Below are 25,428 nucleotides of genomic sequence, written 5' to 3'. Positions count from 1 at the left end.
AACGCCGCGTTAACTAACGCGGCGTTTTTATTAATATTTAAAAGCTTAATCGCTATTTTTTAAGTATTTAATCGCTAAAGGTATGCCAAGCAAGGTGCCGCCTACAGCACCAATTAAATGCGCATCTATTGCAACAGTTGAATTTATTAAGTTACCTATGTCGGCATTTGGGCCGCTAAATTGCTCAAACGCTATTTTTATCCATACACCTACAAACAACAAATAACCCGACTTAAGCCCTAACGTGACATCTTTAACTGCACCCCAAATAATTACACCATGAAGTAGGGCGCTGAGCCCAGTATAAATATGAATGCTTGGACAAAACCAATAAACACCGAGTCCACACCAAAGAGCCAGTAAACAGATATTAGTGGTATACCGTAATGGTGTGGAGTATTCGCCGTGCAGTAGCCAAATAAGAAGTATACCACTGCAATTTAAGCCTAAATGAGCCCAATTAGCATGTACAAACTGACTGGTAAAAATTCGCCATAGCTCACCTTGTTCGACAAGGCTTCGGTTAAATTCAAGTAAATTATTTAAATCAAATGCAGCAAAAATGGTACTAAAAAGCATCAAGAATAATGGCGGTAATAAATAACGAGGTTGAAAAGGTAAATTAAGCATTTTATTGTAATTTTTTAGTCAAAATTTTTGCATATTGTGCCCGTTTAACTTTAAGATGCCAAATACAACTACGTAATTAAGTGTTTTTAGTATTTTTATGCATTTTAAACTTAACTCATTATTTGCCATTGGCTTGTGTGCAGTAACACTGCCAACAATAGCCAAACCAACTCAAGTCGAAACACGCGAACCAGAAGCCACTACTGCCATTACACAAAAGCAATTGGTTACCGGTGAAAAGTATATGGTTGCGGCAGCAAATCCATATGCGTCTAAAGCGGGTCAACAAATTTTAGCTAAAGGTGGTAGCGCAGTTGATGCTGCTATTGCTACTCAACTTGTACTTACACTTGTTGAACCACAGTCGTCGGGGATTGGTGGCGGTACATTTATGATGTACTACAACAAAGCAAACAATAAACTGACCAGCTTTGATGGCCGTGAAACTGCACCCGCCAATGCAGATGAAACACTGTTTTTAGATAAGCACGGTAAAGCCGTAAAATGGATTGAAGCCGTTGTTGGTGGTCGCTCTGTTGGTGTACCAGGTATTTTGCACGCATTTGCCAATGCGCATAAGCAATATGGCACATTACCTTGGCAAGCACTTTTTAAACCCGCTATAGAGCTTGCAGAGCAAGGCTTTGAAGTATCACCCCGTTTACATGGCCTATTAGCGCGTCAGTTAAACCCGGGTGTACTTAGCATGCCAGTTATCAACGAATATTTTTATCCAAATGGTAAATTGATTGAAGCAGGTACGATTAAAAAAAATCAGCCACTTGCTGATTTATACAAAGACATTGCTAAACAAGGCATTGATGCATTTTACAAAGGCGATAACGCCAAGCAAATGGTAAATGCAGTTCAGCACTCTAAAATTGCACCTGGTAAGCTTAGCGTACAAGACCTAGCTGAGTATGAAAGTAAAGAACGCGATGCCGTGTGTATTGAATACCGCGCATATAACGTATGTTCAATGGCTCCGCCAAGTAGCGGTGGTGTAGCTGTGCTACAAATGCTTGGGCTATTAGAGCACAAAGATATGAGCGCGCTTAAACCAAACGGCGAAAAAGCGATTCATTACTTTAGCCAGGCATCACGTATTGCTTTTGCCGATCGTAATATGTACATGGGCGATCCTGATTTTACTCAAGTGCCTACAAAAGAGCTTTTAAACAAAGATTACATCGCATCTCGTGCAAAACTTATAACCGAAAAAGATACTAAAGCAGTAGCAGGTAATCCGGTTAGTTATTTAAGTTACGCAATGGATGATTCGTATGAGCTGCCGTCGACTTCGCATGTGTCTATCGTTGATTCAAAAGGTAATGCTGTTTCAATGACCAGTTCAATTGAAATGGCATTTGGCTCTACAGTTATGGTCAATGGTTTTATATTAAATAACCAACTTACCGACTTTTCACTTTCTCCTCGTAAAAACGGTAAGTTAGTAGCAAACCGTGTAGAAGCAGGTAAACGCCCGCGCAGCTCTATGTCGCCGGTAATGGTATTTAATAAAGACGGTAGCTTACGTTTGGTAGTAGGCTCACCTGGTGGTAGCCGTATTATTGATTACGTTGCCCAAGTGGTAGTAGGCGTTATTGATTGGGATTTAACCGCGCAAGAGGCTATAAACTTGCCGCGCACGACTAATCGTAACGATTATACTAGTCTTGAAAAAGGTACAGACCTTGAAGCTATTGCACCTGCGCTTACAAAACGCGGTCATAATGTACGTGTAATTGATTTAAATTCTGGTTTGCATGCGGTTGAAGTTAAAAATAATACGTTATTTGGCGGTGCTGACCCACGCCGTGAAGGTGTTGCGGTATCTGATTTAACAGACAAAAACGCCACTATCAAATTTTAATTTATGTATAATGCATATGCAGGCAGTGAGGCCTGCATGTGTTTCTCTCAATGGTCTGACAAGCTCAATTGTCATTGCAATTAAACCTTTAACAATGATAATGACAGATCATAACTTAAGACTCCGTTAAAGCCTGGAAATATGACAACTAATACTGATCCTAATTACTTATACATTCATCACTCTGGCCCTGGCCTAATTGAAACGCCGCTATTAAACAAAGGCAGTGCCTTTAGTAAAAAAGAACGCGAAAATTTCAATCTTGCTGGTTTACTTCCTCCACGCTTTGAAACTATTGAAGAGCAAGTAGAGCGTTGTTATCAGCAGTATTCTAGCTTTACCGAAAACTTAAATAAGCATATTTACCTGCGTGCAATTCAAGATAATAACGAAACGCTGTACTATCGATTAGTGCGCGATCATCTTGAAGAAATGATGCCTATTATTTACACGCCAACCGTTGGCGATGCATGTGAAAAGTTCTCAGATATTTATCGTAGTGCGCGAGGCTTGTTTATTTCGTATGAAGACCGCTTTCAAATTGACGACATTTTGCGTAATGCAACTAAAGGTAAAGTAAAAGTAATTGTAGTAACTGACGGTGAGCGTATTTTAGGCTTAGGCGATCAGGGTATTGGTGGCATGGGTATTCCTATTGGTAAATTATCGCTTTACACAGCGTGTGGCGGCATTAGCCCAGCTTATACGTTACCGGTAATGCTAGATGTAGGTACCAATAACGAAAAACTACTTAACGACCCAATGTACATGGGCGCACGCCATAAGCGTATTGCGCAAGACGAGTACGATGAGTTTTTAGATTTATTTATTAAAGCAGTTAAACGCCGTTGGCCAAGTGTATTACTTCAATTTGAAGATTTTGCACAACCAAATGCAATGCCGTTACTTAAGCGCTACCGCAATGAAATATGTAGTTTTAACGATGACATTCAAGGTACTGCGGCTGTTACAGTAGGGTCTTTACTTGCTGCATGTCGTGTTAAAGGGTCTACGCTTAGCCAGCAAAAAGTTGTTTTTGTTGGCGCAGGTTCTGCAGGTTGTGGTATTGCTGAGCAAATTATTAGCCAAATGGTATTTGAAGGCATTAGCGAAGCACAAGCACGTAGCCAAGTATTTATGGTTGACCGATTTGGTCTTGTATCTGAAGGTATGGAAGGTTTACGTGATTTTCAACAAGCCCTAGCTCAGCCTACTGCAAGCTTGAGCGAATGGACTTACAGCGGTGAATACGCATCACTATTAGATGTTATGCACTGTGCAGCACCTGATATTTTAATTGGTGTATCTGGCCAACCTGGTTTATTTACTGAGCAAGTTATTCGTGCAATGCACGCAAATTGCGAACAGCCGATTATTTTCCCATTAAGTAATCCATCTAAGCAGGTAGAAGCGCACCCAGCTGATGTGATTGAGTGGACAGACGGTAAAGCACTTGTCGCAACAGGTAGTCCGTTTGATCCTGTTGAATACAACGGCGAAAAATTCCCAATTCCACAGTGTAACAACAGCTATATTTTCCCTGGCATTGGTTTAGGTGTAATAGCGGTTAAAGCGACGCGTATTACAGATGCAATGCTAAGTGTGTCTAGTGAAATGCTAGCCGAGTCATCACCTCGTGCAAATACAGGTAAAGGTAGTTTATTACCCGCACTTACAGAAATTGAAACGCTAAGCAAACGTATTGCTTTTGCTGTTGCTAAAAAAGCGATAGAAGAGGGCGTAGCACTTGAGTTATCTGATGATGCGCTATGGGCTGCTATTGATAGAAATTACTGGTTACCTAAATACCGTAACTACAAACGCTGTAGTGTTTAATTACAGCTGATAACAAAAAACAGGCTATTGCCTGTTTTTTTGTGCTTGTTCATTTATTGTTAACCACGTAGGCTCTTTAATAGAGTTAATAAAATACAATGGATAACGCTATGAAAACACTCACACTCTTTTTAGGCAGCGCATTAGCACTAACAGCGTTTAGCTTTAATACACTTGCGGCCTCAACACCAGATGCCCCTCATATTTATGTTAAAGGTGAAGCAACCTTAACGACAATGCCTGATTATGTTCAGCTAAGTGTTGGCATTACTGAAATTGATAAAGACCTCATTGCAGCTAAAAACAAAACAGATACCGCTATGGCTAAAGCAATTAAATTAGTTAAACAGGTAGGGGTAAAAGAAGGGGATATTAATGCAGGCCATATTTCAATAAATCGTGAAAGCCAATATAACCGCACATCGGGGTCACAAGATTTTAAAGGCTTTAGAGTGTCGCGCACACTCACTTTAAAACTAACCGATATAAATAAATACCCAGAGTTATTACAAAGCTTAGTAAACAACGGGATAAACCAAATTAACCAAACACAATTTTTAGCCAGTAATTACAATGAGCTTCGTAAAAAAGCGCAAAAGCTTGCTATTAAAGATGCCCGCGATGCGGCAAAAGAATTTAGTGAAGACTACGGCGTGCAGCTTAAAGGGCTTTATACAGCTTCGCTTAGCCCAATGAATGTGCCATCTCAGCCTTATATGCGCGCCGAGCAAACAATGATGAAAGCAGATAGCGCACCAGATAACTTTGTACCCGATGCCTACCATGCTGGAGAAATAAAAGTGACGGCTTCAAGCTATGCTGTTTACTTTATAGAATAACTGTACGAGCAGTCAGCTCAACTTTAATTAATTTTGGTGGCGCTCAAAACGCGCCACTAATTCCTCACCTTGTTGCTCACTTATTCGGGCAATTGAATTAAGCATATTTTTAATTTCACGCCTGTCGTACTCATTCGTCACTTGCTCATTAATGTCATCTACTATGGCGTTTAAATAGTTAAACAAACTATTGCGCGCACCTTCATCGTTATGAGCCACAAATAAAATGTTTTTAAACGCTTCAAGTACGTTGGTCATTACATAAGCATCGCTTTTAGCGTAATTACGCAGTGGCGTAAAATTATCGTGTAATAGCTCGTCAAAACTTGTTTCGTGTATAAATAATAGCGGATCGTTATCACTGTGCTTAAACGAGTAATTTGTGTCGCTTATTTCAAGGCGCTTAATAAGCAAAATACTTAGCATATCAATAGATTTAACCGCAGTACCCGGATCGTTTATCCCAGGGCTCATTGCTTTAACCGCTATTTCTGAAATTTGCGTTAAACCATATCGATAATGATCGCTAATATACTCTTCTATATAAAAAATAAAGCAGTCTAAAATTTTAGCAATTAGCTCTTCATCGGCTGAGATGTCTTTATCGCATTTTAAAAACGGATACCCTTTAACTGTAAAGTAACCTTGATTAACAGAAATATAGATACGTATGTTCTCTTGCTCTAAAAGCGCACACAGTTTGTCTGTATGAACGCCTTTGTAATAACCCTCAGTGGTACTTTTAATTGAATGCCATTGAGTAAAGTCTGGGAAATCGTTAAAAGGGCACTCTGTTTGTCTTGCTTGTATGCTTTTTATCTCTGTTTTGGTTTGTCTAAATAAGCCATTTAATACGTTATCAACCTGTATTGCTTTAGAAATAGAGTGGATAAAAAATACAAACAACCCCAGCGATATCAAACCAAAAACCAGCGCAAATAAAACCCCTAAAGAGGGTATGGCTGTATCGCCTCCTTCAAGCTTATTAATATTGATAAGCATAATAATTGAGTAAATTATGCTACCTAAATAAAAACCAAGCACCATTTGGTGAGACTTACGGGTAATAAGCCCAGGTACAACACGCGGTGATAGGCTCGCACTAGCTGAGTTTAAAACCACCATCACCATTGAAAAACTAAATACGGTAAGCGATATAATGCTGCCAGCGAGTGTGCTTAAAATAGTACGTGCGTTTTCAGCGCTATCAACTAAAACCACCGATATAAATGACTTTAATTGCTCAACAGGTGCTACGTACTCAAGAGACATAGTTATAACTGCAAACAATAAAAAGCCAACAGATAAAAACGAAGGGTAAAAGCCAATACTGTTTATCATTTCACGATAACGGTCAGCTACTTTGCGTGGTACAAACATATAATCCTTATGCGGGCTTAAAAATTTATTTCACTACATTAGCATATTTGCTAACTAAACTTCTGATAATGCTTATCAAATTATATGGTATTATCAGCGCTTAAAATTGCGAGCCTAACAGCTTGAACAAAATTCAAATAATAAATAACAGGAATACACTGTGATCATTTCAACTTATGCTGCTTTACTTGCGTTTTACTACATTTATTTAAGCTTTAATGTCATTAAAGTGCGTAGAAAAGAGCAAATATCACTTGGTGATAACGGTAATCTTAAATTACAACGTGCTGTGCGTGCCCATGCAAACTTTATGGAATACGTACCCTTTACTATTATTTTGCTTTTTTTAGCAGAATACCAAGGCCTAGCTAGTCACTACTGTAATATATTAGGTGCTGCGTTATTGATAGGGCGCGTGTTTCATAATTTAGGCATTGTAGAAGCAAATTTAAAGTATCGCCAAATAGGCGCTGTAGCCACATTTTTAGTGATGGTTATTAGCGCATTTTTATTACTTGTTACTCGTAATAGTTAAATGAATAAAGTTTTTATAATGGGCCTTCCGCGTACTGGCACTACAAGTGTGTGCCATGCAATTTTAGAGCTTGGCATTGCAACAGCGCATACTGCTTACACGCAGGCTTGTTTTAAAAATGCTATAGCAATTGCCGATACGCCTATTTTCAACGACTACCAAGCGCTCGATAAACATTATCCGGGTTCTAAATTTATTTACCTAGAGCGCGAACTAAGTGCTTGGTTGCCTTCTATTAAACAGCTTTTAATGCGTATGCATACTAATTTAACGCGCGGCGATGGTGGTTTTAACATTCATATTAAGCGCTGTTATTTAAATACCTTTAGTGAGTTTTCGCTTGAAAATATTAACGATGATGATTATTTAGAGAGTTGTTATAACAGCCATTGTGAATCAGCCAAGCGCTACTTTGAAAACCGCCCGCAAGATTTTTTATCCATTGATATAGCCAAACCTGCAAGTTACAAACTGTTGTGTGATTTTTTAGGTATAACAAGTGATAAGACAGATTTTGAAAAAATGAATATGGGCGGAAAAGTAACAGCTTGGAATGATATAAAGCACACCTTAAAAGTAGAGTCGACGGCGAAAGGCCGCATTGATAAACATTTGCCATATCAGATTTAATTTTGCCAACTGTATCAAGATTTTTAATACAAAATACGCTAAAATCCCCGCATTATTTTTTAAGTAGTATAGAAAATGTTTGAATTAAAATACCAAACCCCATTTGAATGGACCGAAGTTGTTTTAGCCGACTTTAATACTTTTTTACAAGACCATGCCGCAGCTGAAAAAAAGGCATCGGGTATGGCTATGTCTATGCTTTCGCATTACCCAGACAAACGTAAACTTGTAAAAGCGATGACCGACCTTGCGCTAGAAGAGCTAATTCACTTTAAACAAGTGCTTAAGCTACTTATTGAGCGTGATACTAACTTAGGCGACGATAAAAAAGATCCGTACATTAAACAAATTCGTGCTTTATTTAGACACGGTCGCGATGGCTTTTTAATGGATCGACTTTTAGTAGGCGGTGTTATTGAAGCGCGCGGGCATGAGCGTTTTTCGCTGGTAGCTCAAGCACTTCCAGAGGGTAAAGAAAAAGACTTTTATGTTGCTATTGCTAAATCAGAAGAAAAACATAAAAACTTATTTGTAGAGCTTGCGTATGAATACTTTGAAAAAGAAGAAGTAGATGTACGACTTGAAGAACTACTCATTGCAGAAGCCGAAATTTGCGCAAGCATTCCATTTACTGCAGCGCTACACTAATTTTTATTGCACAGTGTTTTGCACTGTGCAATTACTCCTAACATTATTTGCATTTTGCAAACCAAATTAATAAAAGTCTTCTAAAACCCTCTCCAAAACCCCGCAAACAACTGATACATAAGTAAAATAACCACTGGCTCTATAATTGCAATGTTTAAACAAAGCATAAATGAGGACGTGTGTATGTTTAGAGCTATTATCGTTATATTGCTGTTTTTGCCAGGTTGGGCACAAGCACAACAAAGTAATTTAAATTACATAGAAAATGCAAATGGTGAACGTGTAAAAAAAGTATCCCATCTCGTTAAATGGACACATACTCGCTTTGTGTTTAACCGAGATATTTCACGTGTTGCGCTTGGTCATGAAACGACGCTTGATGTAAATGTTGTTGATGGCAGAGAGTTATTAATATTAGCCAAAAAGCTTGGCCGTACATCTATGATGGTGTGGTATGACGATAACAGCTCTGAAACATTTTTACTTGGTGTAACCGAAGACTACAGCGTTCTTGAAAATGCACTAAATGATATACACCCAAATGTACAATTAACTATCGCACCAGACAGACACGCAGTTGTTTTAAGAGGTGAAGTGCCTACGCTAAATTATCGCCATGCAGCGCATGAAGCCGCTAAAAATTATTTGTACGCAAGTAGCGCTCAGTCCTCGCAGCCTGTTATTACCTCAAACCCTAATCAAGGCATGTTTAACTCACTTGCTCAACGCCTTCAGGGAATGGGTAATTTAAATGGTGGTGCAGCGCAAAGCTCTAGCAAAGTAGCAATCATAAATCTTATTAAAGTAACGCAGGCTCCTAAACCGAAAGAAGAACGCATAGCGCAAGTTTTAAAATCTATGGGCGCCGATAAGGTTCTAATTAAACGTATATCTGTTGATGAGCTTTCAAACGATGAAAACGATGTATTTATGCTCTCAGGAACAGTAAAAAATCAAATAGAGCTAGTACGCTTATTAAATACGGTTAATAAATTGTTTGAACCAGAGCAAGCACAGCAAACCCAAGGCTCACCACTTGACCCTAATGGGTTAATGAGCAGTGCGACTCAAAATGAAACCAGCGCTATTGAAGTATTAGCTAACGAATCTGGTGGGTTATTAAGTGAAGACTCAGGTTTAAATTTAAGTAATGTTAGCTCTAACGTAGCGCGAGCTACCTTATTATCTGTAGCTGGCGGTAAAGTACTCTCAAGTATTGAAGTTGAAGACTTACCGCAAGTACGCGTTTCTGTGCAGCTTTATGAAGTTAATCAACGTCGTTTAAAACAATGGCGTCCAGATATTAGCGTACTTTCTAACGGCTACGAAAAACAGGAAGGTTTATTTGGGCTTGAGGGGATGGCTAATCGCGAATCAGGATCTGCCAGTATAGAAAACGCATTGCAATTAATAGGTGGGCAATTAACTAACAACCTACAACTTTCAACGTCTCAATTTGCTATTGATATGCTGTTTTCATTGTTGGAACAAGAGGGCATATCGCGCACACTTTCACGTCCAACATTAACTGTGTTAGCCGGTGAAAGTGCAGTATTTAAAGTTGGCGGCGAAGTGCCAGTGCCCACAAGCTACAGCCCTTCAGGTGTTACTAGCGGTCAACAAGGTAATAGTGGATCGGTGTTTAGTGGTACTGAATTTAAATCGTTTGGGGTAGAGCTTAGTGTTCGTGCCTTAGTCGATGATAAAGACCGTATTACGCTTGATCTAAACCCAGTGATTTCGTTACCTGATACTACACTTACGGCTGAAATTGCCGACAGCACAGGCAGCAGCCTTAATAGTAGTGCGTTTAACACGCGCAGTATGCAGACTTCTACACGCTTACAAGATGGCCAACCTTTGATTATTGGTGGGCTGATCAGCACCGACAATAACTCTAGCCATGATTTTGTTCCGGATGCTAACGGCAATAGCATGCTAGGTAAAATTACTGAAACCACGAGTAAAAGCGAAAACAACAGAGAATTAATTATTGTTGTCACACCAAATTTAGTACGAGAGCCCGTAAACAGTTTACGTGCTTGGCAACAAGCTGATGTTGATACCCAACTAATAAGCTATTTACAGGAGCAAGGATTATGAGAACGTTCATTTTATTCTTTACGTTGAGCTTATCAGGCTGTGCGCACATAGATTACGCACCAAGTGTAAACCCATATGATGCGTTAAACGATATTGTAACGAAATACCAATTAAAATCAGCACCGCTTAAATGTGAAGGCGCTCAAGCTGTTAATTGCCTTTCGTTAGTTCATGAGTTAAACCAGTTACTACTTGAACACCCAAATAATACGGCTATCTTATCAGTTAGTGCCTATAGCTATTATAAAACGGGTAGGAACACGCAAGCCCAACAAATTGTTAATCAGCTGCTTAATTTACCAAATCCGCCTTTAAATACATTAACGCTTGGTATTTCATTAGCAATAGATCAAGGCAACTTTACTAAGGCAAAAAAAGTTGCTCAATATGCCATTGACGTTTTTGGCACTGAGGCTTCGCCTTATCTACAAATGGCGTCAATACATTATGCACAAGGCGGCTACGTTATTTCAGCAAACTATCTTGAATTAGCTTACAAATTTGGGGTGACTAAAAGTAGTTACTTTTACCACAAAGGCTTAATTGAAGAAGCGACAAAAAATAACTCGTTAGCGTGCAATTACTACGATCAAGCAATTAATCACGATGCTACCCATAAGTACGCTGTAGCACGTTATGCCAAGCTATCTGTGCTAGGTAACTGCACAAGCTAATATACTTTTAGCTTAGTATTATTTACTTAAAGGCCGAAAGGCCTTTTTTATTAGGGTTGAAACCTGCTCATTTATCGTTTAATCACTATTTTGAGCTTGGCTCTTCTCACTGATGCTCAACATTAAATATCTATAGACTTCACCAGGTTATCTTCGCAGGACGATTTTTGCATAATCATCAACTAAGCCTCTAAACAAGCCTTAACGTTATGCAGCACAATACTCTTATAAAAGCTTTTAAGTAAGAGCTAAATCTTAATGCATGGTTATACTTAAATAATATACACGCCTTAAAAATATGATCCTTTGTTCGCAATTCCGTTTTAAATTTCAATTTAGCTGTTCGTTTTTTATACAATTTTTAATCGCTAATAAATTACTTAATTTAATATTGATTTGCAAAATGCGAATCATATCGAAGAGATTTGACTTACTAGTAACAATTTGGTTTTAACCTATTGAAATTATGTGATTTTATATTTGGCACGGTCTTCGCTATATATAAATTGAGCATAAGCTCTTACATATTTAAGGTGAACATTATGAAATCTATGAAAATTAACTCAATCAGCAAAAAGCAAAAAGGTTTTGTACTTACTTCAGAACTAATCATTCTTTCAACTTCTATGGTTGCTGCACTTGTAATTGGCTTATCGACGTTACGTGATTCAGTAACAAGCGAACTTGAAGATGTAGCAGAAGCAATTGGCTCATTAGACCAAAGTTATGTTTTTGATGGAATGATCAACGCAGAAGGCACAGCCGAAGTTTCTGGCTCAGGTTATGTAGATGCGGTTGATGTATACGCTGGTGATGGCAGTTCATTTACTTTTGTTGCTTCAGACTTTAGCGAAAGCGCAGCGCTTATTAATGCGACACCAAGCGGTGATGCAGCTACTCGTACAGCAGCAGGCGGATCGCAAGGTAATTAGTTTGTATAAAAGGTTTAAGCACACTGCCACAAATGTGTGGCAGTGAAGTTTTGTCAGGAGGATTATTATGAAAAGTAAAAATAACAAAGGTGCTACCACAGCAGCACTGACCTTACTTATCACCTCTGGCATGTTGGCTTCAGCATTAGGTATAAGACAGGTAAACGAGCAAGATTTAGTCAGCGCATGGGTGGTTAATAAAAACATGGCTGCAGGGCAAACAATTAGTGTTAATGATGTAGCTCAAAAAGAAATTGATCCAAGCAACTATACTAATATGGCGCTAAGCATTCAAAACCCTCGTGCACTTATAGGTAAACAACTAGCTACAAACAAAATGGTTGAACAGCCACTTTTTGAAACAGATTTTGTTCAAGCTAAAAGTCAAAACTTATCCGAAGCAATTCCAGCAGGCCGAGTACTTTACACACTAAAGTTAAACACTTTAGATATTCCATTATCACGAGTACACAAAGGAGACCGCTTAGATATTGTAGCAAAGACAAATCGCCTAGTTAGAACAGTAGCACGAGACGTACAGCTTATTGGTGTGTCAAAAGGGCCTAAAGGCAATGGTCAAAAACCAGGTATGATGGATAACTTATCAAGTAAGCAACCATCTGATTCTGCTGGTGTATCGTTGGTTTTAGCTGTACTACCAAAAGATGTTTACTCACTCGCAGGTATCGATTTAGACGATAAAGTATCTATTATTGTTCATAGTGCTTACGACATCGAGCAAGGGAGATTACAAAATTTTTCAAGATTACAAACCAGTCGCACTATTGAAGTTGTTAAAGGTGTGAAAAACGAAGCTGTGTATGTGGCTAAGTGAGTATATATGTTTAACTTATCAAGTAAGCCTCAAGAAGTTGTAACGAGTTTAAGCACATTTGAAGAGCTTAAAAAGGTTTTACACGATGCAGTAATAGAAGAATACGAACAAGATCCTACTGCACTTTTATCGCAAGGCGTACTTGAAAAAATAGCAGCGCTTTGTGCTGATATAGATGAATTTGAGCAATCTTCTTTTAATTCCCACCAACAATCACAAGTAGTGCAAGCCGTTTATGATGAAATTCAAGGTTTAGGGCCTATTGCCCAGTTTATGCTCGATGATCAAGTGAGCGACATTTTAATTAACGACACACAAAATATTTGGGTAGATAAGCAAGGCAAATTGCTATGTACCGCGAGTAAGTTTGATGATGAGCGCCACCTTCGCCGCTTTGTTGACCGCTTACTTGATAGCTGCGGTCGTCAGGTAAATGCGTTAATGCCAATAGTCGATGGCAAACTTAAAGATGGTAGCAGGGTGCATATTGTTGTACCTCCTGCTTGCACAAGTGCTGCAATCGTTTCTATAAGAAAGTTTAATCATAAAAAAATTAACGATGATTTTTTAATATCTAATAATGTTTTATCTAAAAACACCCTTACTTTTTTAAAAACCGCCGTTAAGTTAGGTGTAAACATTTTAGTGTGTGGTAATGCAGGCGCGGGTAAAACCACGCTACTTAACGTACTTGCAAACTCAATCAATCCTAACGAACGTGTTGTAACAATAGAAGAAAGTGCTGAGCTTAACTTGCATCACAACCATGTTGTTCAACTTGAAGCGCATGATACAAACAGCGATGGTAAGGGCGCTGTTAGCTTACGAGATTTAGTTAAAGCAGCACTAAGAATGCGCGCTGACAGAATATTAGTAGGTGAAGTGCGATCTGGTGAAGTAATAGACATGCTACAAGCAATGAACTGTGGCCACCAGGGCTCAATGACAACAATACACGCAAACAGTGCAAGCGATGCTGTAACTCGTTTATCTACATTGGTGCAGTTACACAACGCACAGCTTAGTGATAATCATACGAGTGCATTAATCGCTTCGAGTATTCAGTTGATTGTACATGTATCAAGAACTACCAACGGAGTACGTTCTTTAAAAAGTATTGGGGAAATAAAAAGCGTTAATGGCCACGCCCAATTTAGCTCTTTATTTAGTGCAACCAGTACAGAGCAAGCAAATAAAAGCAATATTGAAAATTCAAGTGTTATTGAATTTATGAAAAACCAAGGCGCTAACGAAAAACAATTAAAAGCGTTGTTAGTTCACAATGAAGGGGAGTCATTATGAGTAAACTTGACTACCTGCTTGCCATAGCCAGTATCATATCGCTGACTTTAGCGTTAAGTATTTTTATAACTCTAAACGTTAAAAGAGCCACTACAAGTGTACCTAATGACATTGATATACTTGAAGAAAAAGACATTTTAACACTTTCACTAAGAGTGCTAGGTCTCAATATAAGCAATGCACTGTTTATAAGTGTTGCTTGCTCTGCAGCAAGCAGTACCTGGTTTATAGCAAAGCAGTATTACCCTGAGGCATCTACCAGCGCATTAATATTATCTATTGTGGTATTTATTAGCTGCTTTATAACTGTAATTGATTTAGCCCATTACAAACTAGCGAAATTTGAGCATTTATTTTTAGAATACATAGAAACTGTTCAATCTTGCTTAAGCACAGGCATGTCACTTCAACAAGCCATGCAATTTGCTGATGAACATGCCGATAGCTATATAAAAGCACAAAGCCACTTACTTGTTCAACGTATGACTATGGGAAGCGATGCACAAAGCTCGTTTTACCCATTAATACAGCGCTACAACTGCGAAACAGTTAGGCTTTTTGCTCACAGTATTATTACGCACACACAAAGCCAATGCGACTTAACTGATATGTTAAAAAGCGTATGTAAAATGATGGCTTTGAGAACGCTAGACCGCCAACAGCTTAAAGCAAAACTGTCGGGCACCAAGTATGCTGCTGTGTTTAGCGGTATTTTACCATACGCGTTAGTACCACTTTTTAACTACACCGACCCAACGTGGTTTGACCCACTTTTAAATAACCCTAACGGAATGGCATTTATAACTGTAGCCGTATTATGTCAGTTGTTCGGCTTTTTATGGTTACGTTTAAGCTTGAGGGTAACGCTATGATAGATATATTTTTATTAGTAGGGCTACTAATGAGTATGGGTTCTTTTATCCATATTCAAAAGCAATCTTTGAAAGCTGAAGTTCAACAACCCGTTAAAAGAGATATTAACTGGTACCCACTGATTGTTATTTCTAAAAAGCAATTTAGACAAGCTGGTTTTCAAATAAACAAAATATTATTGAGTATGTATTGTTTTAAAATGGCCGCAGCATTTTGCGCTTTTACAGCAATTGAAATCACAGGATATGAGTTAAACCAAACAGCGACAGTACTAATATGTGTAGGATGTTTTTTTGCTCCTGATTTTTGGTTTTTATTTAGAAAAGATCAACGTAAACAACAAATAAACAGCAGTTTAGAGTTTTTTTTAAGTGTTTTATTAGTATACATGCGCGCTGGATTTTCACTTGAGCGTGCGTTTGCATTAGCTGTTGATCATGGACTGAGTAAAAAACATCCTCTGTATAAAGAACTAAAGCTTTTTTTATTTGAGCTAAGTGCAGGTAAAGATCGTGAAATAGCGTTTACCTCGTTATATGAAAGAACAGGTGTGGCGGGTATAAAAAAACTAGCTAATCTAATGTTGATTGGGTCAAAGTTAGGCACACCGCTTATTCAAGCAGTTGAATCTCAACTTGAAAGCTTTGCTCTTAAAAAAAATATATTACTTGCCAAAAAGGTAAACAAAAAAGCGTTACACACAACATTTCCGATTATATTAATTTGTTTCCCTATGTTTCTAGTATTGGTGTTTTTTCCTGCGGCCTTGCAGGTTATGAACGTACTAAAAATGTTAGTTGAAGTGTTATAGGAGCGCGGTATGAATAAACAATATCAACGCGGATATATACTTACCATAGAGCTAATTTTAATTATCACCATTTTAATCATAGGGTCTATTGGTGGAGTAATTCTAGTACGAGATGCGTTAATAAAACGCTACCATACTAAAGTAGATAACCAAATAACGGTGGTTGATGCTAACAATAAACCGTTGGGCATTGCCATTGGATTTGATGAACACCAAGCCCCTTTAATTTTTTATACAGACCGCCAAGCAAATAGTACCTACCGAGCATTAATTGGCATACGTGATGACCGTTTCACATCTCGTGAAGCCGTATATTACGACGCCCCAAATTGCCAAGGCAATCCGTGTTTAAAAGGGTTAAGCGATGAATTATCTGACAGTTTAGGATTAAGTAAAACAGTCAATAGTGGCAATGTAAGTTATATAAATGCACTTCAACAAGGGCCCAATTACGCAATAGGGCAATTAGATTCAAGTGTTATAGGTCTACTTTTGAAAAGCACTGCATTAGCTTGCCCTGCAACAGGAGATGAAATTGTATCGCGTTATGTATCGCAAAAAATAGTTACAGGCAACCCATGTGAGAGTTTTTCTATTGATAAACAACAAGCTGATAGTAGTTGCTTAGTAGGTGTAACGGCATTGGGGAATCCGTTATTAGGAATAGACAGTCAGCAAGTGTCTCAATCGTGTGATAGCTGTCAAACCGGTTATGAATCACAAGGTGACATACTCGATATTTACTTACCGCAAGTAGAACCTTTGCTAAATACAGCTTTAGATGCACTAGCATTAGTAGGTGTTGCTGCAAACGTAGATGTAGAGTTGGGCACAATTTGTTGCCCAGAAGGTACACGACTAGAAGAAGATGAAAATATTGTTGAAACCTTAGTGTTTACTATTTTAGAAACTACTTTTGAATTACTTGGGATAGACTTATTAAACAACGACATCATCATTCAAACACTTGCGCTAATAGGCATTGAACCTGGCGTAACCTATTGCGAAACCTCGCTAAATCTTATTTCAGCTGAACCGGTATTAAATAGCGTAACAGGTGAGCCAGCATTAAGTAACTTAGTAGCGCCGTTTAAAGTAAAACTTCCATCACATACAAGTGCTAATAGTACTCGTTGGATTTCTACACCTGCAAAAGGTGAAGGAGAGCGTCCATGAATATACCAAATAATTTTCACGTGAATGATATTTCTAATTTAGAAAATGATGAAATTAAACAAGACATAAACGAAACTTTGGCTTTGATGAGGCAGTTTTACGACACGGCCATTGTTAAATATGTCGATTTTAGCTCTGTTTACACGCAACAAATTATAAATAGCGACGATCATTACAATATTGATCTTGAGCTTAACGCATACCAGCATCAGTGTGATCAGGAAAAAATGTACATTATTGATGATACGTTATTCGACAACCTTACTAATAAAAACAGTAGCTTGGTAAGGTTTTATGCACAGTATCCAATTTATGGCGCTAATAACAATGTGCAAGGCATTTTAATAATTGCTGACTTAGCCCCAAAAACACTAATTGGTTCGCAAAAAGATCAATTTGTGTCGTTTGCACAACTTTTGCAAAGCCAAATTAATAAGAACGTATCACAAAGCCAGCCCATAGAAACTAAAAAAGCGCCATCGCTAAACCGATTCGTGCACTTATTTAGTTTAGCCCCAGTTGCTTTTTTAATTGCACTCGTGATTTGTTCTTTTTCGGTTTTATTGCTTTATACACTGGATAAAAAAGAGCAACAAAGTGAATATGCAGCTAAAACCCAACAGCTAAGAAAAACACTTTTTGATGCCTTAGAGCGCTTTGATAATCAAGCAATATACATTACTCAAAAAGATAAAATAGTTGCAGGCTTTTTACAAAGCCAAACACGTTATACACAAAAGCAATTAAGTGATTTAGTAAAAACTCAAGTCTCTGAAAACCTAAACTACAAAGGTTTTGTTGTGTTTGATGGTGAGTATAATCAGTTAGCATTGTGGTCAAAAAACAACTTTGATTTAGCAGCCTATGGCTTTAAAAATTGGCTAAATAGATTTTCCAATAGAGCTAATAAACAATCCGTGGAGGTGTTTACTGTTGCAGATACTGCGTTTCTAATTTCAGAAATTAAGCTTTCTAGTGGTTCTGTATATACACTTACAGCATTTGATCTTAGTAAGTTTTTAAAAGCTATTATAGGCAAATTAAACACTCAAAATTACAATCTATTTATAACTACACCGCAATTTACGTTAGGTAGCAGAGGTGAAATTAATGCATCCGTTATACCAAATAGTATCAGTGCAGCTAGTAGCCGGTTCCCTGCAACCTGGAGAATACATGTACAACCTAATCAACCAATTTTAACGCCTAAAGTAACTAGCTTCGATTTATTTAGATTAGCGCTAATTGGCTTTGCAGTGTTTGCTTTTGTATATTACTTTTTACGTTTACCAAAGCGCTTACATGATGAAATTAAACAAAAAAATAAGCTAATCTTAAATAGAGAGTCATTGTTTTCAAGCTCACTTGATGCACTGCCACATGGTTTTGCAATCTTTAATAATAATGAGTTACCGGTCATTACTAACGAAGCATTTAATAAGCTTTTTGCACAAATAATTAAACCTAATACTCAATTAAGTTACAGCCAAATCATTAGTGTTGCTCAGCAAAATAATTTGATTAATCACTATAAAGAGCACAGCAAGTTAGCAAATGAACACAACCAACTTATTGATATTGGTTTTACCGATGGTCGCTGGATCACGGTAGTGCAAAGGCATACCGATTTTGGTGGATTTGTGTGTTACTTTAGGGATGAGACACAAGCGCATCAAAAAGAACTATTGCTTGCAGAAGTACTTGAAAAGTCAAAACAATCTAACCAATTAAAAGAAAAATTTGTTACACGATTAAGTCAGCAATTAAAAGCACCACTAAGCTCATTAAAATCTATTATAGAGATAGCTCAAAAACCAATGAGTGCCTCAGATTTTAAAGGTCATATTGGCAATATAAATACTGCGAGCGAACAACTCGAATGCGTTATTCAGCAGCTTGTTAATGTTAATAAATCTCAAACAGGAAAGTTGAAATTAAAAGCTAATAAGATTAACTTAAACAAGATGCTAAGTAATAGCGCATCGATTTTAAATAAAAACTCAGAAACAAAAAATGTTATTACAGATAACAAAGACAATAAAGTAGCAGTAGTAAGTGATGAAAAACTAATATCTCAATTGGTTATTCAGCTGTCGACGGAGTTATTAGAAAGCAGCTATAAATCACAGCTTACTATTCAAAGTAATATTGAAAATGAAGATAAAAGAGACTACTTAAATCTAATTTTTTCTATAAATAACTTAACTACTAACAATGATTTTTTATCTCAATTAAAGTTAATATCAAATCAAACAGCGATTAATTTTAATGACGAAATAGATGCAACACTTGAGATTAAGTTTTTTATATCAATATTTAAAATGCTAGGAGGAAAAGCTATCAACATTAACGAAAGAGGTAAAACAACCACTATTTCTTTATCGTTATTGGTAAACGTAACGCATATTGATGAGGTTACTGACGAAACCCCTAAAAATAATATTACACCTATTGTACCTAACAAACTCAAGTCTAAATCGTTGCTACTCGTTGATGATGAACCGCTTGTTGAGACGGTAATTAAGGCCATGCTTAAAAACGAAAACTTAACAGTTGATTATGCAAGTAGTGCGATTGAAGCAATGTTAATGGTTTCACAAAATGATTATGACATTATTTTGATGGACATTGTGATGCCAGAACTTTCGGGTACTGATGCTATGTTAAAAATCAAAAAACATAGCAGTGATAAAGTTACCAAAATTATAGCGCATACTTCTGATGCACAAAATAATAGCAGCGCTAAATATGTAGAGTTAGGTTTTGATGACATGCTTGAAAAGCCGGTTAAACAGGACATTTTAATTAATAAAATTAAAAAGATAATTTCTTAATGTTGAGCAAATAATAATGGGATTAAGATAACTTAATCTCATTATTATTCTCAAAAATCGTTAACTTTAAAAAACTAAACGGTAATTATTTCATACTGCTAACTCTTTATTTCACACTTTATAAAGTTAAGTTTAAATAAAGCTATGTATTACATGCTCGTTTTATTTAAATTGACACTTTTTGCCATTACAACATCCTCCTACAGAGCAATGTATACACGTACATTAATAAAAATAGTATTGGCAGATAAAAATAAAACGTAATGTGGGATGAAAATTGCTCTTGCTTATAGATACATAATCAAATTTTATAATCAGTATTGATAAGGAAAAATTAGTATGAGTAAGACACAGTTCGTTAGCGTTGAAGGTCATCACATTGCATATCAAGAAGTAGGGGAAGGCACACCATTACTATTGTTGCATGGTATACCTACCAATAAATATTTATGGCGAAATATTATTCCTGAGCTTGCTAAATCACACAAAGTGATTGCACCTGATTTACTAAATTATGGTGAATCAGATATGCCTGAAGATACAGATGTTTCTATTAATGCGCAGTGCAGAATAATTACCAAGTTTATGGACTCCCTTGGCATCACTAAAGCTCATATAGCAGCACACGATATTGGTGGTGGGATTGCACAGTTGATTGCATTAAATCACCCTGAAAAAGTGAACGGACTAATTTTAATCGACAGTATATGTTTTGACTCTTGGCCAATTCCAGAATTTGAACCATTACTTGAGCCTGGTATTGAGGAAAAAACAACGGTTGATGAATTTGTAAATACACTACAAGATTTTATGCCTAAAGGCGTATACGATAAAAGTATAATGACTGATGAACTAAAAAAAGTTTATTTAGAACAATGGAGTAACGAGCAAGGTAAAGCTGCATTGTTTGCTAATATGCGCCGTTTAAATAAAGAGTACACGCAAGCAATTGCAGGTGAACTTAAAAGCTTACCGCATGAGACCCTCATTTTATGGGGGGAAGAAGATAACTTTCAAAAACCTAAATACGCCCCCATGTTAGAGCAAACCATTCCTAACTCTTCACTTATATGGTTAGAAAAAACAGGGCATTGGTGTTTAGATGAACAGCCTGAAAAAATAGCTCTATTAATAGGCGACTTTTTAAAAGGTAAAACGTTTTAAATCTTAAAGTTGTATATTAGCAATCTAACGAGGCAGTTATGCCTTGTTAGATTTATGGGCGTTCTATACTTAACTGAGTTAAAAACACGATATTTAAAGTAAAAATCCTACCTAAAATGTATCTGACATCAAAATTTGCTCAATATTAAGCCAGAAAATGTGTGTTTTTGGTGAGCTATTGTAGTTATTCACCTTAGTGAAATCGATTAGCGGTCAATTTAACATAATGAAAATCTGTGTAATTTAACCTTTGTATTCAGAGACAGCTCGCCATTAGACCTTTGGTTATTAGCGCTGCTCAAGGTGATTAAAACTCAATTGATAGGTAGGGCGCTTGTATGTTTTTAACTTGTGCTTAATTAACACCAATAACCTAGGCTAATATTATTATTTTACTTTTATGTTTAAAAACATGTAGTTAATTAAATATTATTGTAATAATGAGCTGTTAATTTTCATCCTCTTTAAATTGAGGATATAACAATCAAGACAATAATAAAGGCATCAATAGTACTTACAGGTTTATGTTTCACTCATGGTGCAAACGCAGCTAATTGTTTACAAGGTTGCCCAACGGGCTTAAATAATGGCAACACCATTGAGCGAAGTATTTATACATTAAAAAATAATAGATATACAAAGTTTGCTGATTGGGTTGCATACCATGTAACTACCAAAACTATGAGTGGACCCTCTAGAAATAGAAGTTGGAAAGCTGATCCAGATTTATATTCCCACTACACGTTAGAACCTAGTGATTATACCGATGCGTACGCAACAATAGATACAGATAGAGGCCATCAAGTCCCATTAGCATCTTTTAGTAATACGGCTGATTGGAAACTAACAAACTTGCTTTCTAATATTACGCCGCAATCATCTGCATTAAATCAGGGCCCATGGGTTACGCTTGAAACCGCAGTGCGAAATCATGTTAGTAATGGCAATGATTTATACGTAGTAACCGGGCCGTTGTACGAATATTACTTTGCAGTATTACCGCAAGCTAATGAAGCACATACAATACCAAGTGGTTATTTTAAAATTGTGATGGAGCTGTCTGGTAGCACAATTAAAGCATCGGCGTTTATTATGGAACAATCAGCAAGCCGCAGTGATAATTTTTGTAATACGCAAGTAAGTATTGATGAAGTTGAATTACGTGCTGGTATTAACGTCATGCCAAATTTATCCTACAACAACGCGCAAACAATTGAATCATCAGTGTTTGGTTTAAGTACTGAGCTAGGTTGTAACTAGAAACTTAAATTATAAAAACATAAGCCTTAAATTGAAGTGTATTTATTTAAGGCTTTTAAAACTCATAGTTACAGACCTTAATTAAAATAGAGCTTTTTAAATAGGAAAACTAAGAACGCAAAAACCATTAAGTGATAATATTTAATTTTATCCTTAGCCATTTGTTAACTTAAGTATTGGTTAACTAGAGAGTCGATAAAATTTTTTAACTCAGTTATTAGTGGATGTTACATTTGTAGGTGTAGCCAACTTAGATGAAATAATATTACCCATAATTTAAAACTGGCAATAATGATAATTAAAGAGTGATTACAAATATAAGCCAGATCTAGATAAAATAGATGAAAATAGGGGTTACATACATAAAATAATGAAGCACTTTATCTTACTATTATAATAAAATACCTTATTTAACATAATATAAATCGTAAGAGTTTACCCCAGCCGCAGGGCACGCCAGACCCCAAATTACCTTTTTTAGAAACGACATTTTGATGGGGTTAAAACTCATTTAAGCCGCACTTTTTCGCCATAATTTAGCTATCTCAGGCTTTCCCTTCTTTTCTGCCTTGTTTGCCTCTATCAAAGCCAGTGTTTTCAAGGGTTCTGGGTGGTCTGCAATTAAAAGTAACTGTAATGAGATATGTTCTGCAAACTCACGTTCACCTGTTCTTATGTAACTAAGTGTTTGTTTTGCTATACCTGTCAATTTCCAAACCATGTAGTCTGAGTCAATACCTGCGGTATCTCTGAACCAGTCTAGTAGCTCTAGCGAGTTGGTTATTTTCATATGTTTTGAATCCGTCTTGGCGTGTCGGTAATTTGATTATAGTCTTAGTCAACGTGATATGCATTAGCACGCTGGTAGTTGACTAAATCCCTGCTTGCGTTCTATTATCTTTCCGAATCAGTCAACAGGCTGTTTCAATCCATGCTTGGCAGCAAGTGGCAGTTATTGCGCAATACAATAACTGCCACAACCTAGACCAAGTATGAACAAATAAAGCAAATTTACATGCCAAGCTTAGGGAATAAGACAATGAAAGAACGTTTAAATACACTCAGTTTAGACACTGCTTTTAACGATGCAGCCAGTATCAATTTTACTAAAAGGATGGTTATTACAAGCAGCCTGTGTGCCTATTTTGATTCACTATCATTTAATGATGATTGTGAAATTATCGCCTGTGTTAAAGACCAAAAACCCAGCGCACACTTTCAAGTCTTACCCCAAAGCTACAAAAGGCTAAAGGCTGAGGCCAAAGCCCAAAACCTAATAAATTAACCAGCCTTGTGCTGGTTTTGTGTTTTTAGCTAAGGCCATTACGGTGGCTTTACCTAAAAACATACTCGTTAAATAAATGGTTTTGGGGTGCGTGCGTAGATTGGATCAAAGAGTTTTGTGGTCTACGTACACTAAAATCGTGGGGATTGAGTGCCTCAATTGAGCTATCACGGGAACAATGCCGACAGTTCAACCTGTACGAAGCGATAACATTATTGGCTAGGATAAGCGCCCAATTGGGGTAATAGAAGGTTCGCAGCCTTTCGCACATAACCGTTAGGAACACGGCCAACGTTATGAGAATGAGCAGGGGCATAAGGGGGGCAGAGGTTGCAAGCTCTTTTAAGTCATTCTTGCGGGTCGTTTACCTAGACACACCGCCAACCGAAGTAAGGCTTACCAAAGCACACTTAAATAGCGTGCTCTGGTAAGCCCCTCAATGCGACTTCGGGTGTAGCGCCTACATTGTAATTAGCCTAAGTACCGATTGAGTTCGGTTAATCTTATCGCGGTTTACAAGGGGCTTGCTGCATCCGAAGCGTAGCGAGGGGCAGCAAGTAGTAACAGTTCCCAGCCCTTTTAGGGCGCGCATCATAAATCAGAGAAAAGCCCCGCAGGGGCCAACATTACTTTGGGGTGCAACGGCTCTTTGTTGCGCGCCATACAACCCAAGGCGTAAGTGAGGAGAAAAGCCCCGCAGGGGCCAGCCTTTAGCCCGCCGCTAGGCGTTAAAAAAGCTAAGTTATTTTATTAAAAAATCAAAGGAAACTTATAGGGCGGTGTGGTATGTGCGTCAATAAGCCCCGCAGGGGGTTTTGTCCATATATCCACGGCTGATTGTATTGTGTGTTAAGTGCGTCAGTAATACGCGCAGCGGATTCTGTCCACTTATCCACAAATTTTGTTTTTTACGCTCTGCCAAGCACTTAATAAACAAACTGATCATGTGATCAGATTTAGACAGGTGTTGAAATGTCCGATATTACTAATCAGATAAAACGTGTTGAAACAGCCGCAGAACTAGCGAAACGCGCCAGCATGTTAACCACAAAAACAGCCGCAATAAATTTAGGGGATGAAACGTTAGTTTTATTAAAAATGTTCGCGGCGCTGTGCGGCGAACTTAGCCAAGAAACTAAGCTATTACGTCAAGAACTAAGCGAGCTTAAACCCGTTGCTGGGGGGAATGATGAAATTACCAAGTAAAACAGTTCCTGTATCAGGCGGCACAGTCCCATTACGTACAAGCAAAAACCCTGTGGTTGGTGTGTATCTGCATCACTGTGGTTCAATTGCCAGCGTTCACCAACCAAAGGGAAAACGTAAAAACACGTATTATTTGATATGTGAAGAGTGCGGTACAGATCAATGCGGTGGTAAGCCTTATCAAGAAAAGATAGCAAGTGAAATGCAACCAACTATCGAAGCGCTTTTAACCGCAAACACTCCCCGTATCGACGTAGACGAAAAAGACCAGGAACACACCCCGCCGGCTATCGCACAAAAAAGCGAAAGCGCTAACCTTATAGGTTTAAATGAAAGTAAGACTAGGGCAATTGATACTCCCGATACGGTTAAGCCGCTGGATACCGCACAAATAGCGGTATCCAGCCAAGTACAAGCCGACCCATTAACCGTAAATCAAGCCGAAAAAGTGGCCGCACCTAAGCCGATAGACACCGCTAAACACGCGGTTAAAACTGACACACTCCCAATTACACCCGAGACAATCCCCCCTGAAAAGGCCAAGCGCGTGGGTATATTTGCCCTTGTCGGTGCTGGTCTCGGTGTATTACTCGCTATTTAAT

At 37.7% G+C, this 25,428-nt stretch carries 23 protein-coding genes; 20 read left to right on the top strand and 3 right to left on the bottom strand.

What is annotated here, in order from left to right; all coding sequences use genetic code 11:
* Window positions 1–45: 45 nt before the first annotated feature.
* Window positions 46–630: a rhombosortase gene (gene rrtA, locus J8L73_RS15115; protein WP_211018307.1), complete on the bottom strand. Its 585-nt coding sequence runs from the start codon at window positions 628–630 to the stop codon at window positions 46–48.
* A gap of 97 nt (window positions 631–727) precedes the next feature.
* Here rrtA and ggt point away from each other — a divergent pair, with 97 nt between their 5' ends.
* From ggt to J8L73_RS15100, 3 genes are all read left to right on the top strand, one after another.
* A complete protein-coding gene (gene ggt / locus J8L73_RS15110) occupies window positions 728–2,503 on the top strand; it encodes a gamma-glutamyltransferase (RefSeq protein WP_211018306.1) in 1,776 nt (591 codons plus the stop codon).
* A 141-nt stretch (window positions 2,504–2,644) separates the two neighbouring features.
* Window positions 2,645–4,339, top strand: coding sequence for an NAD-dependent malic enzyme (locus tag J8L73_RS15105; RefSeq protein WP_210999402.1), 1,695 nt, complete (start codon window positions 2,645–2,647; stop codon window positions 4,337–4,339).
* 110 nt (window positions 4,340–4,449) lie between these two features.
* Window positions 4,450–5,178, top strand: a complete 729-nt coding sequence (locus tag J8L73_RS15100; protein WP_211018304.1) for an SIMPL domain-containing protein — start codon at window positions 4,450–4,452, stop codon at window positions 5,176–5,178.
* A 27-nt stretch (window positions 5,179–5,205) separates the two neighbouring features.
* On the opposite strand, the gene J8L73_RS15095 is transcribed toward J8L73_RS15100, so the two are convergent.
* Window positions 5,206–6,558: a DUF2254 domain-containing protein gene (locus J8L73_RS15095; RefSeq protein WP_211018302.1), complete on the bottom strand. Its 1,353-nt coding sequence runs from the start codon at window positions 6,556–6,558 to the stop codon at window positions 5,206–5,208.
* A gap of 160 nt (window positions 6,559–6,718) precedes the next feature.
* Here J8L73_RS15095 and J8L73_RS15090 point away from each other — a divergent pair, with 160 nt between their 5' ends.
* The 14 genes from J8L73_RS15090 (at window position 6,719) to J8L73_RS15025 (ending at window position 22,335) form a co-directional block, all read left to right on the top strand.
* Window positions 6,719–7,093: an MAPEG family protein gene (locus J8L73_RS15090; protein WP_211018300.1), complete on the top strand. Its 375-nt coding sequence runs from the start codon at window positions 6,719–6,721 to the stop codon at window positions 7,091–7,093.
* Entirely contained in the window at window positions 7,094–7,723 is a 630-nt protein-coding gene (locus tag J8L73_RS15085; protein ID WP_211018298.1) for a sulfotransferase, read from the top strand.
* A gap of 75 nt (window positions 7,724–7,798) precedes the next feature.
* On the top strand, window positions 7,799–8,371 hold the full coding sequence (locus J8L73_RS15080; protein WP_211018296.1) for a tRNA-(ms[2]io[6]A)-hydroxylase: 573 nt from the start codon (window positions 7,799–7,801) through the stop codon (window positions 8,369–8,371).
* A 183-nt stretch (window positions 8,372–8,554) separates the two neighbouring features.
* The gene (locus J8L73_RS15075; protein WP_210999396.1) at window positions 8,555–10,474 is read left to right on the top strand and encodes a pilus assembly protein N-terminal domain-containing protein; all 1,920 of its coding nucleotides are present in this window, start codon (window positions 8,555–8,557) and stop codon (window positions 10,472–10,474) included.
* Window positions 10,471–11,148: a hypothetical protein gene (locus J8L73_RS15070; RefSeq protein WP_211018294.1), complete on the top strand. Its 678-nt coding sequence runs from the start codon at window positions 10,471–10,473 to the stop codon at window positions 11,146–11,148. Before J8L73_RS15075 ends, J8L73_RS15070 begins: the two co-directional genes overlap by 4 nt.
* 542 nt (window positions 11,149–11,690) lie before the next feature.
* On the top strand, window positions 11,691–12,080 hold the full coding sequence (locus tag J8L73_RS15065) for a hypothetical protein (RefSeq protein WP_210999394.1): 390 nt from the start codon (window positions 11,691–11,693) through the stop codon (window positions 12,078–12,080).
* 67 nt (window positions 12,081–12,147) lie between these two features.
* Complete coding sequence (locus tag J8L73_RS15060; protein WP_211018292.1) at window positions 12,148–12,915, top strand: hypothetical protein; 768 nt, start codon at window positions 12,148–12,150, stop codon at window positions 12,913–12,915.
* A gap of 6 nt (window positions 12,916–12,921) precedes the next feature.
* On the top strand, window positions 12,922–14,217 hold the full coding sequence (locus J8L73_RS15055) for an ATPase, T2SS/T4P/T4SS family (protein ID WP_211018290.1): 1,296 nt from the start codon (window positions 12,922–12,924) through the stop codon (window positions 14,215–14,217).
* On the top strand, window positions 14,214–15,089 hold the full coding sequence (locus J8L73_RS15050; protein ID WP_211018289.1) for a type II secretion system F family protein: 876 nt from the start codon (window positions 14,214–14,216) through the stop codon (window positions 15,087–15,089). Before J8L73_RS15055 ends, J8L73_RS15050 begins: the two co-directional genes overlap by 4 nt.
* Window positions 15,086–15,901: a type II secretion system F family protein gene (locus J8L73_RS15045; protein WP_211018287.1), complete on the top strand. Its 816-nt coding sequence runs from the start codon at window positions 15,086–15,088 to the stop codon at window positions 15,899–15,901. The genes J8L73_RS15050 and J8L73_RS15045 overlap by 4 nt, the downstream gene beginning before the upstream one ends.
* 9 nt (window positions 15,902–15,910) lie before the next feature.
* Complete coding sequence (locus J8L73_RS15040) at window positions 15,911–17,077, top strand: hypothetical protein (RefSeq protein ID WP_211018285.1); 1,167 nt, start codon at window positions 15,911–15,913, stop codon at window positions 17,075–17,077.
* Window positions 17,074–19,911, top strand: a complete 2,838-nt coding sequence (locus tag J8L73_RS15035; RefSeq protein ID WP_211018283.1) for a response regulator — start codon at window positions 17,074–17,076, stop codon at window positions 19,909–19,911. Before J8L73_RS15040 ends, J8L73_RS15035 begins: the two co-directional genes overlap by 4 nt.
* Window positions 19,912–20,250: 339 nt before the next feature.
* Window positions 20,251–21,075, top strand: a complete 825-nt coding sequence (locus J8L73_RS15030; RefSeq protein WP_211018281.1) for an alpha/beta hydrolase — start codon at window positions 20,251–20,253, stop codon at window positions 21,073–21,075.
* 483 nt (window positions 21,076–21,558) lie between these two features.
* A complete protein-coding gene (locus J8L73_RS15025; RefSeq protein ID WP_211018346.1) occupies window positions 21,559–22,335 on the top strand; it encodes a DNA/RNA non-specific endonuclease in 777 nt (258 codons plus the stop codon).
* A gap of 511 nt (window positions 22,336–22,846) precedes the next feature.
* Here the strand turns inward: J8L73_RS15025 and J8L73_RS15020 are convergent.
* Complete coding sequence (locus J8L73_RS15020; protein ID WP_211018279.1) at window positions 22,847–23,125, bottom strand: hypothetical protein; 279 nt, start codon at window positions 23,123–23,125, stop codon at window positions 22,847–22,849.
* A 249-nt stretch (window positions 23,126–23,374) separates the two neighbouring features.
* Between J8L73_RS15020 and J8L73_RS15015 the strand changes: the two genes are divergently transcribed.
* The 3 genes from J8L73_RS15015 (at window position 23,375) to J8L73_RS15005 (ending at window position 25,427) form a co-directional block, all read left to right on the top strand.
* Window positions 23,375–23,620 (top strand): hypothetical protein, encoded by a 246-nt coding sequence (locus tag J8L73_RS15015; RefSeq protein ID WP_211018277.1) that lies wholly within the window; start codon window positions 23,375–23,377, stop codon window positions 23,618–23,620.
* Window positions 23,621–24,592: 972 nt separating this feature from the next.
* Entirely contained in the window at window positions 24,593–24,826 is a 234-nt protein-coding gene (locus tag J8L73_RS15010; protein WP_211018275.1) for a hypothetical protein, read from the top strand.
* Entirely contained in the window at window positions 24,810–25,427 is a 618-nt protein-coding gene (locus J8L73_RS15005; RefSeq protein ID WP_211018272.1) for a hypothetical protein, read from the top strand. Before J8L73_RS15010 ends, J8L73_RS15005 begins: the two co-directional genes overlap by 17 nt.
* Window position 25,428: the final 1 nt, after the last annotated feature.

Source organism: Pseudoalteromonas sp. MMG006, assembly GCF_018101025.1.
GTDB lineage: Bacteria > Pseudomonadota > Gammaproteobacteria > Enterobacterales > Alteromonadaceae > Pseudoalteromonas.
The sequence above is the reverse complement of the archived record's forward strand: the minus strand, read 5'-3'. Positions and strand labels throughout refer to the sequence as shown.

What these genes read in the sequence shown, in the direction of transcription:
- J8L73_RS15015 (WP_211018277.1), top strand. Translation starts at nt 23,375, where the DNA reads ATGAAAGAACGTTTAAATACACTCAGTTTAGACACTGCTTTTAACGAT.
- ggt (WP_211018306.1), top strand. Translation starts at nt 728, where the DNA reads ATGCATTTTAAACTTAACTCATTATTTGCCATTGGCTTGTGTGCAGTA.
- rrtA (WP_211018307.1), bottom strand. Translation starts at nt 630, where the DNA reads ATGCTTAATTTACCTTTTCAACCTCGTTATTTATTACCGCCATTATTC.
- J8L73_RS15030 (WP_211018281.1), top strand. Translation starts at nt 20,251, where the DNA reads ATGAGTAAGACACAGTTCGTTAGCGTTGAAGGTCATCACATTGCATAT.
- J8L73_RS15085 (WP_211018298.1), top strand. Translation starts at nt 7,094, where the DNA reads ATGAATAAAGTTTTTATAATGGGCCTTCCGCGTACTGGCACTACAAGT.
- J8L73_RS15095 (WP_211018302.1), bottom strand. Translation starts at nt 6,558, where the DNA reads ATGTTTGTACCACGCAAAGTAGCTGACCGTTATCGTGAAATGATAAAC.
- J8L73_RS15105 (WP_210999402.1), top strand. Translation starts at nt 2,645, where the DNA reads ATGACAACTAATACTGATCCTAATTACTTATACATTCATCACTCTGGC.
- J8L73_RS15040 (WP_211018285.1), top strand. Translation starts at nt 15,911, where the DNA reads ATGAATAAACAATATCAACGCGGATATATACTTACCATAGAGCTAATT.
- J8L73_RS15060 (WP_211018292.1), top strand. Translation starts at nt 12,148, where the DNA reads ATGAAAAGTAAAAATAACAAAGGTGCTACCACAGCAGCACTGACCTTA.
- J8L73_RS15070 (WP_211018294.1), top strand. Translation starts at nt 10,471, where the DNA reads ATGAGAACGTTCATTTTATTCTTTACGTTGAGCTTATCAGGCTGTGCG.
- J8L73_RS15020 (WP_211018279.1), bottom strand. Translation starts at nt 23,125, where the DNA reads ATGAAAATAACCAACTCGCTAGAGCTACTAGACTGGTTCAGAGATACC.
- J8L73_RS15055 (WP_211018290.1), top strand. Translation starts at nt 12,922, where the DNA reads ATGTTTAACTTATCAAGTAAGCCTCAAGAAGTTGTAACGAGTTTAAGC.
- J8L73_RS15050 (WP_211018289.1), top strand. Translation starts at nt 14,214, where the DNA reads ATGAGTAAACTTGACTACCTGCTTGCCATAGCCAGTATCATATCGCTG.
- J8L73_RS15080 (WP_211018296.1), top strand. Translation starts at nt 7,799, where the DNA reads ATGTTTGAATTAAAATACCAAACCCCATTTGAATGGACCGAAGTTGTT.
- J8L73_RS15005 (WP_211018272.1), top strand. Translation starts at nt 24,810, where the DNA reads ATGAAATTACCAAGTAAAACAGTTCCTGTATCAGGCGGCACAGTCCCA.
- J8L73_RS15010 (WP_211018275.1), top strand. Translation starts at nt 24,593, where the DNA reads ATGTCCGATATTACTAATCAGATAAAACGTGTTGAAACAGCCGCAGAA.
- J8L73_RS15065 (WP_210999394.1), top strand. Translation starts at nt 11,691, where the DNA reads ATGAAATCTATGAAAATTAACTCAATCAGCAAAAAGCAAAAAGGTTTT.
- J8L73_RS15100 (WP_211018304.1), top strand. Translation starts at nt 4,450, where the DNA reads ATGAAAACACTCACACTCTTTTTAGGCAGCGCATTAGCACTAACAGCG.
- J8L73_RS15035 (WP_211018283.1), top strand. Translation starts at nt 17,074, where the DNA reads ATGAATATACCAAATAATTTTCACGTGAATGATATTTCTAATTTAGAA.
- J8L73_RS15045 (WP_211018287.1), top strand. Translation starts at nt 15,086, where the DNA reads ATGATAGATATATTTTTATTAGTAGGGCTACTAATGAGTATGGGTTCT.
- J8L73_RS15075 (WP_210999396.1), top strand. Translation starts at nt 8,555, where the DNA reads ATGTTTAGAGCTATTATCGTTATATTGCTGTTTTTGCCAGGTTGGGCA.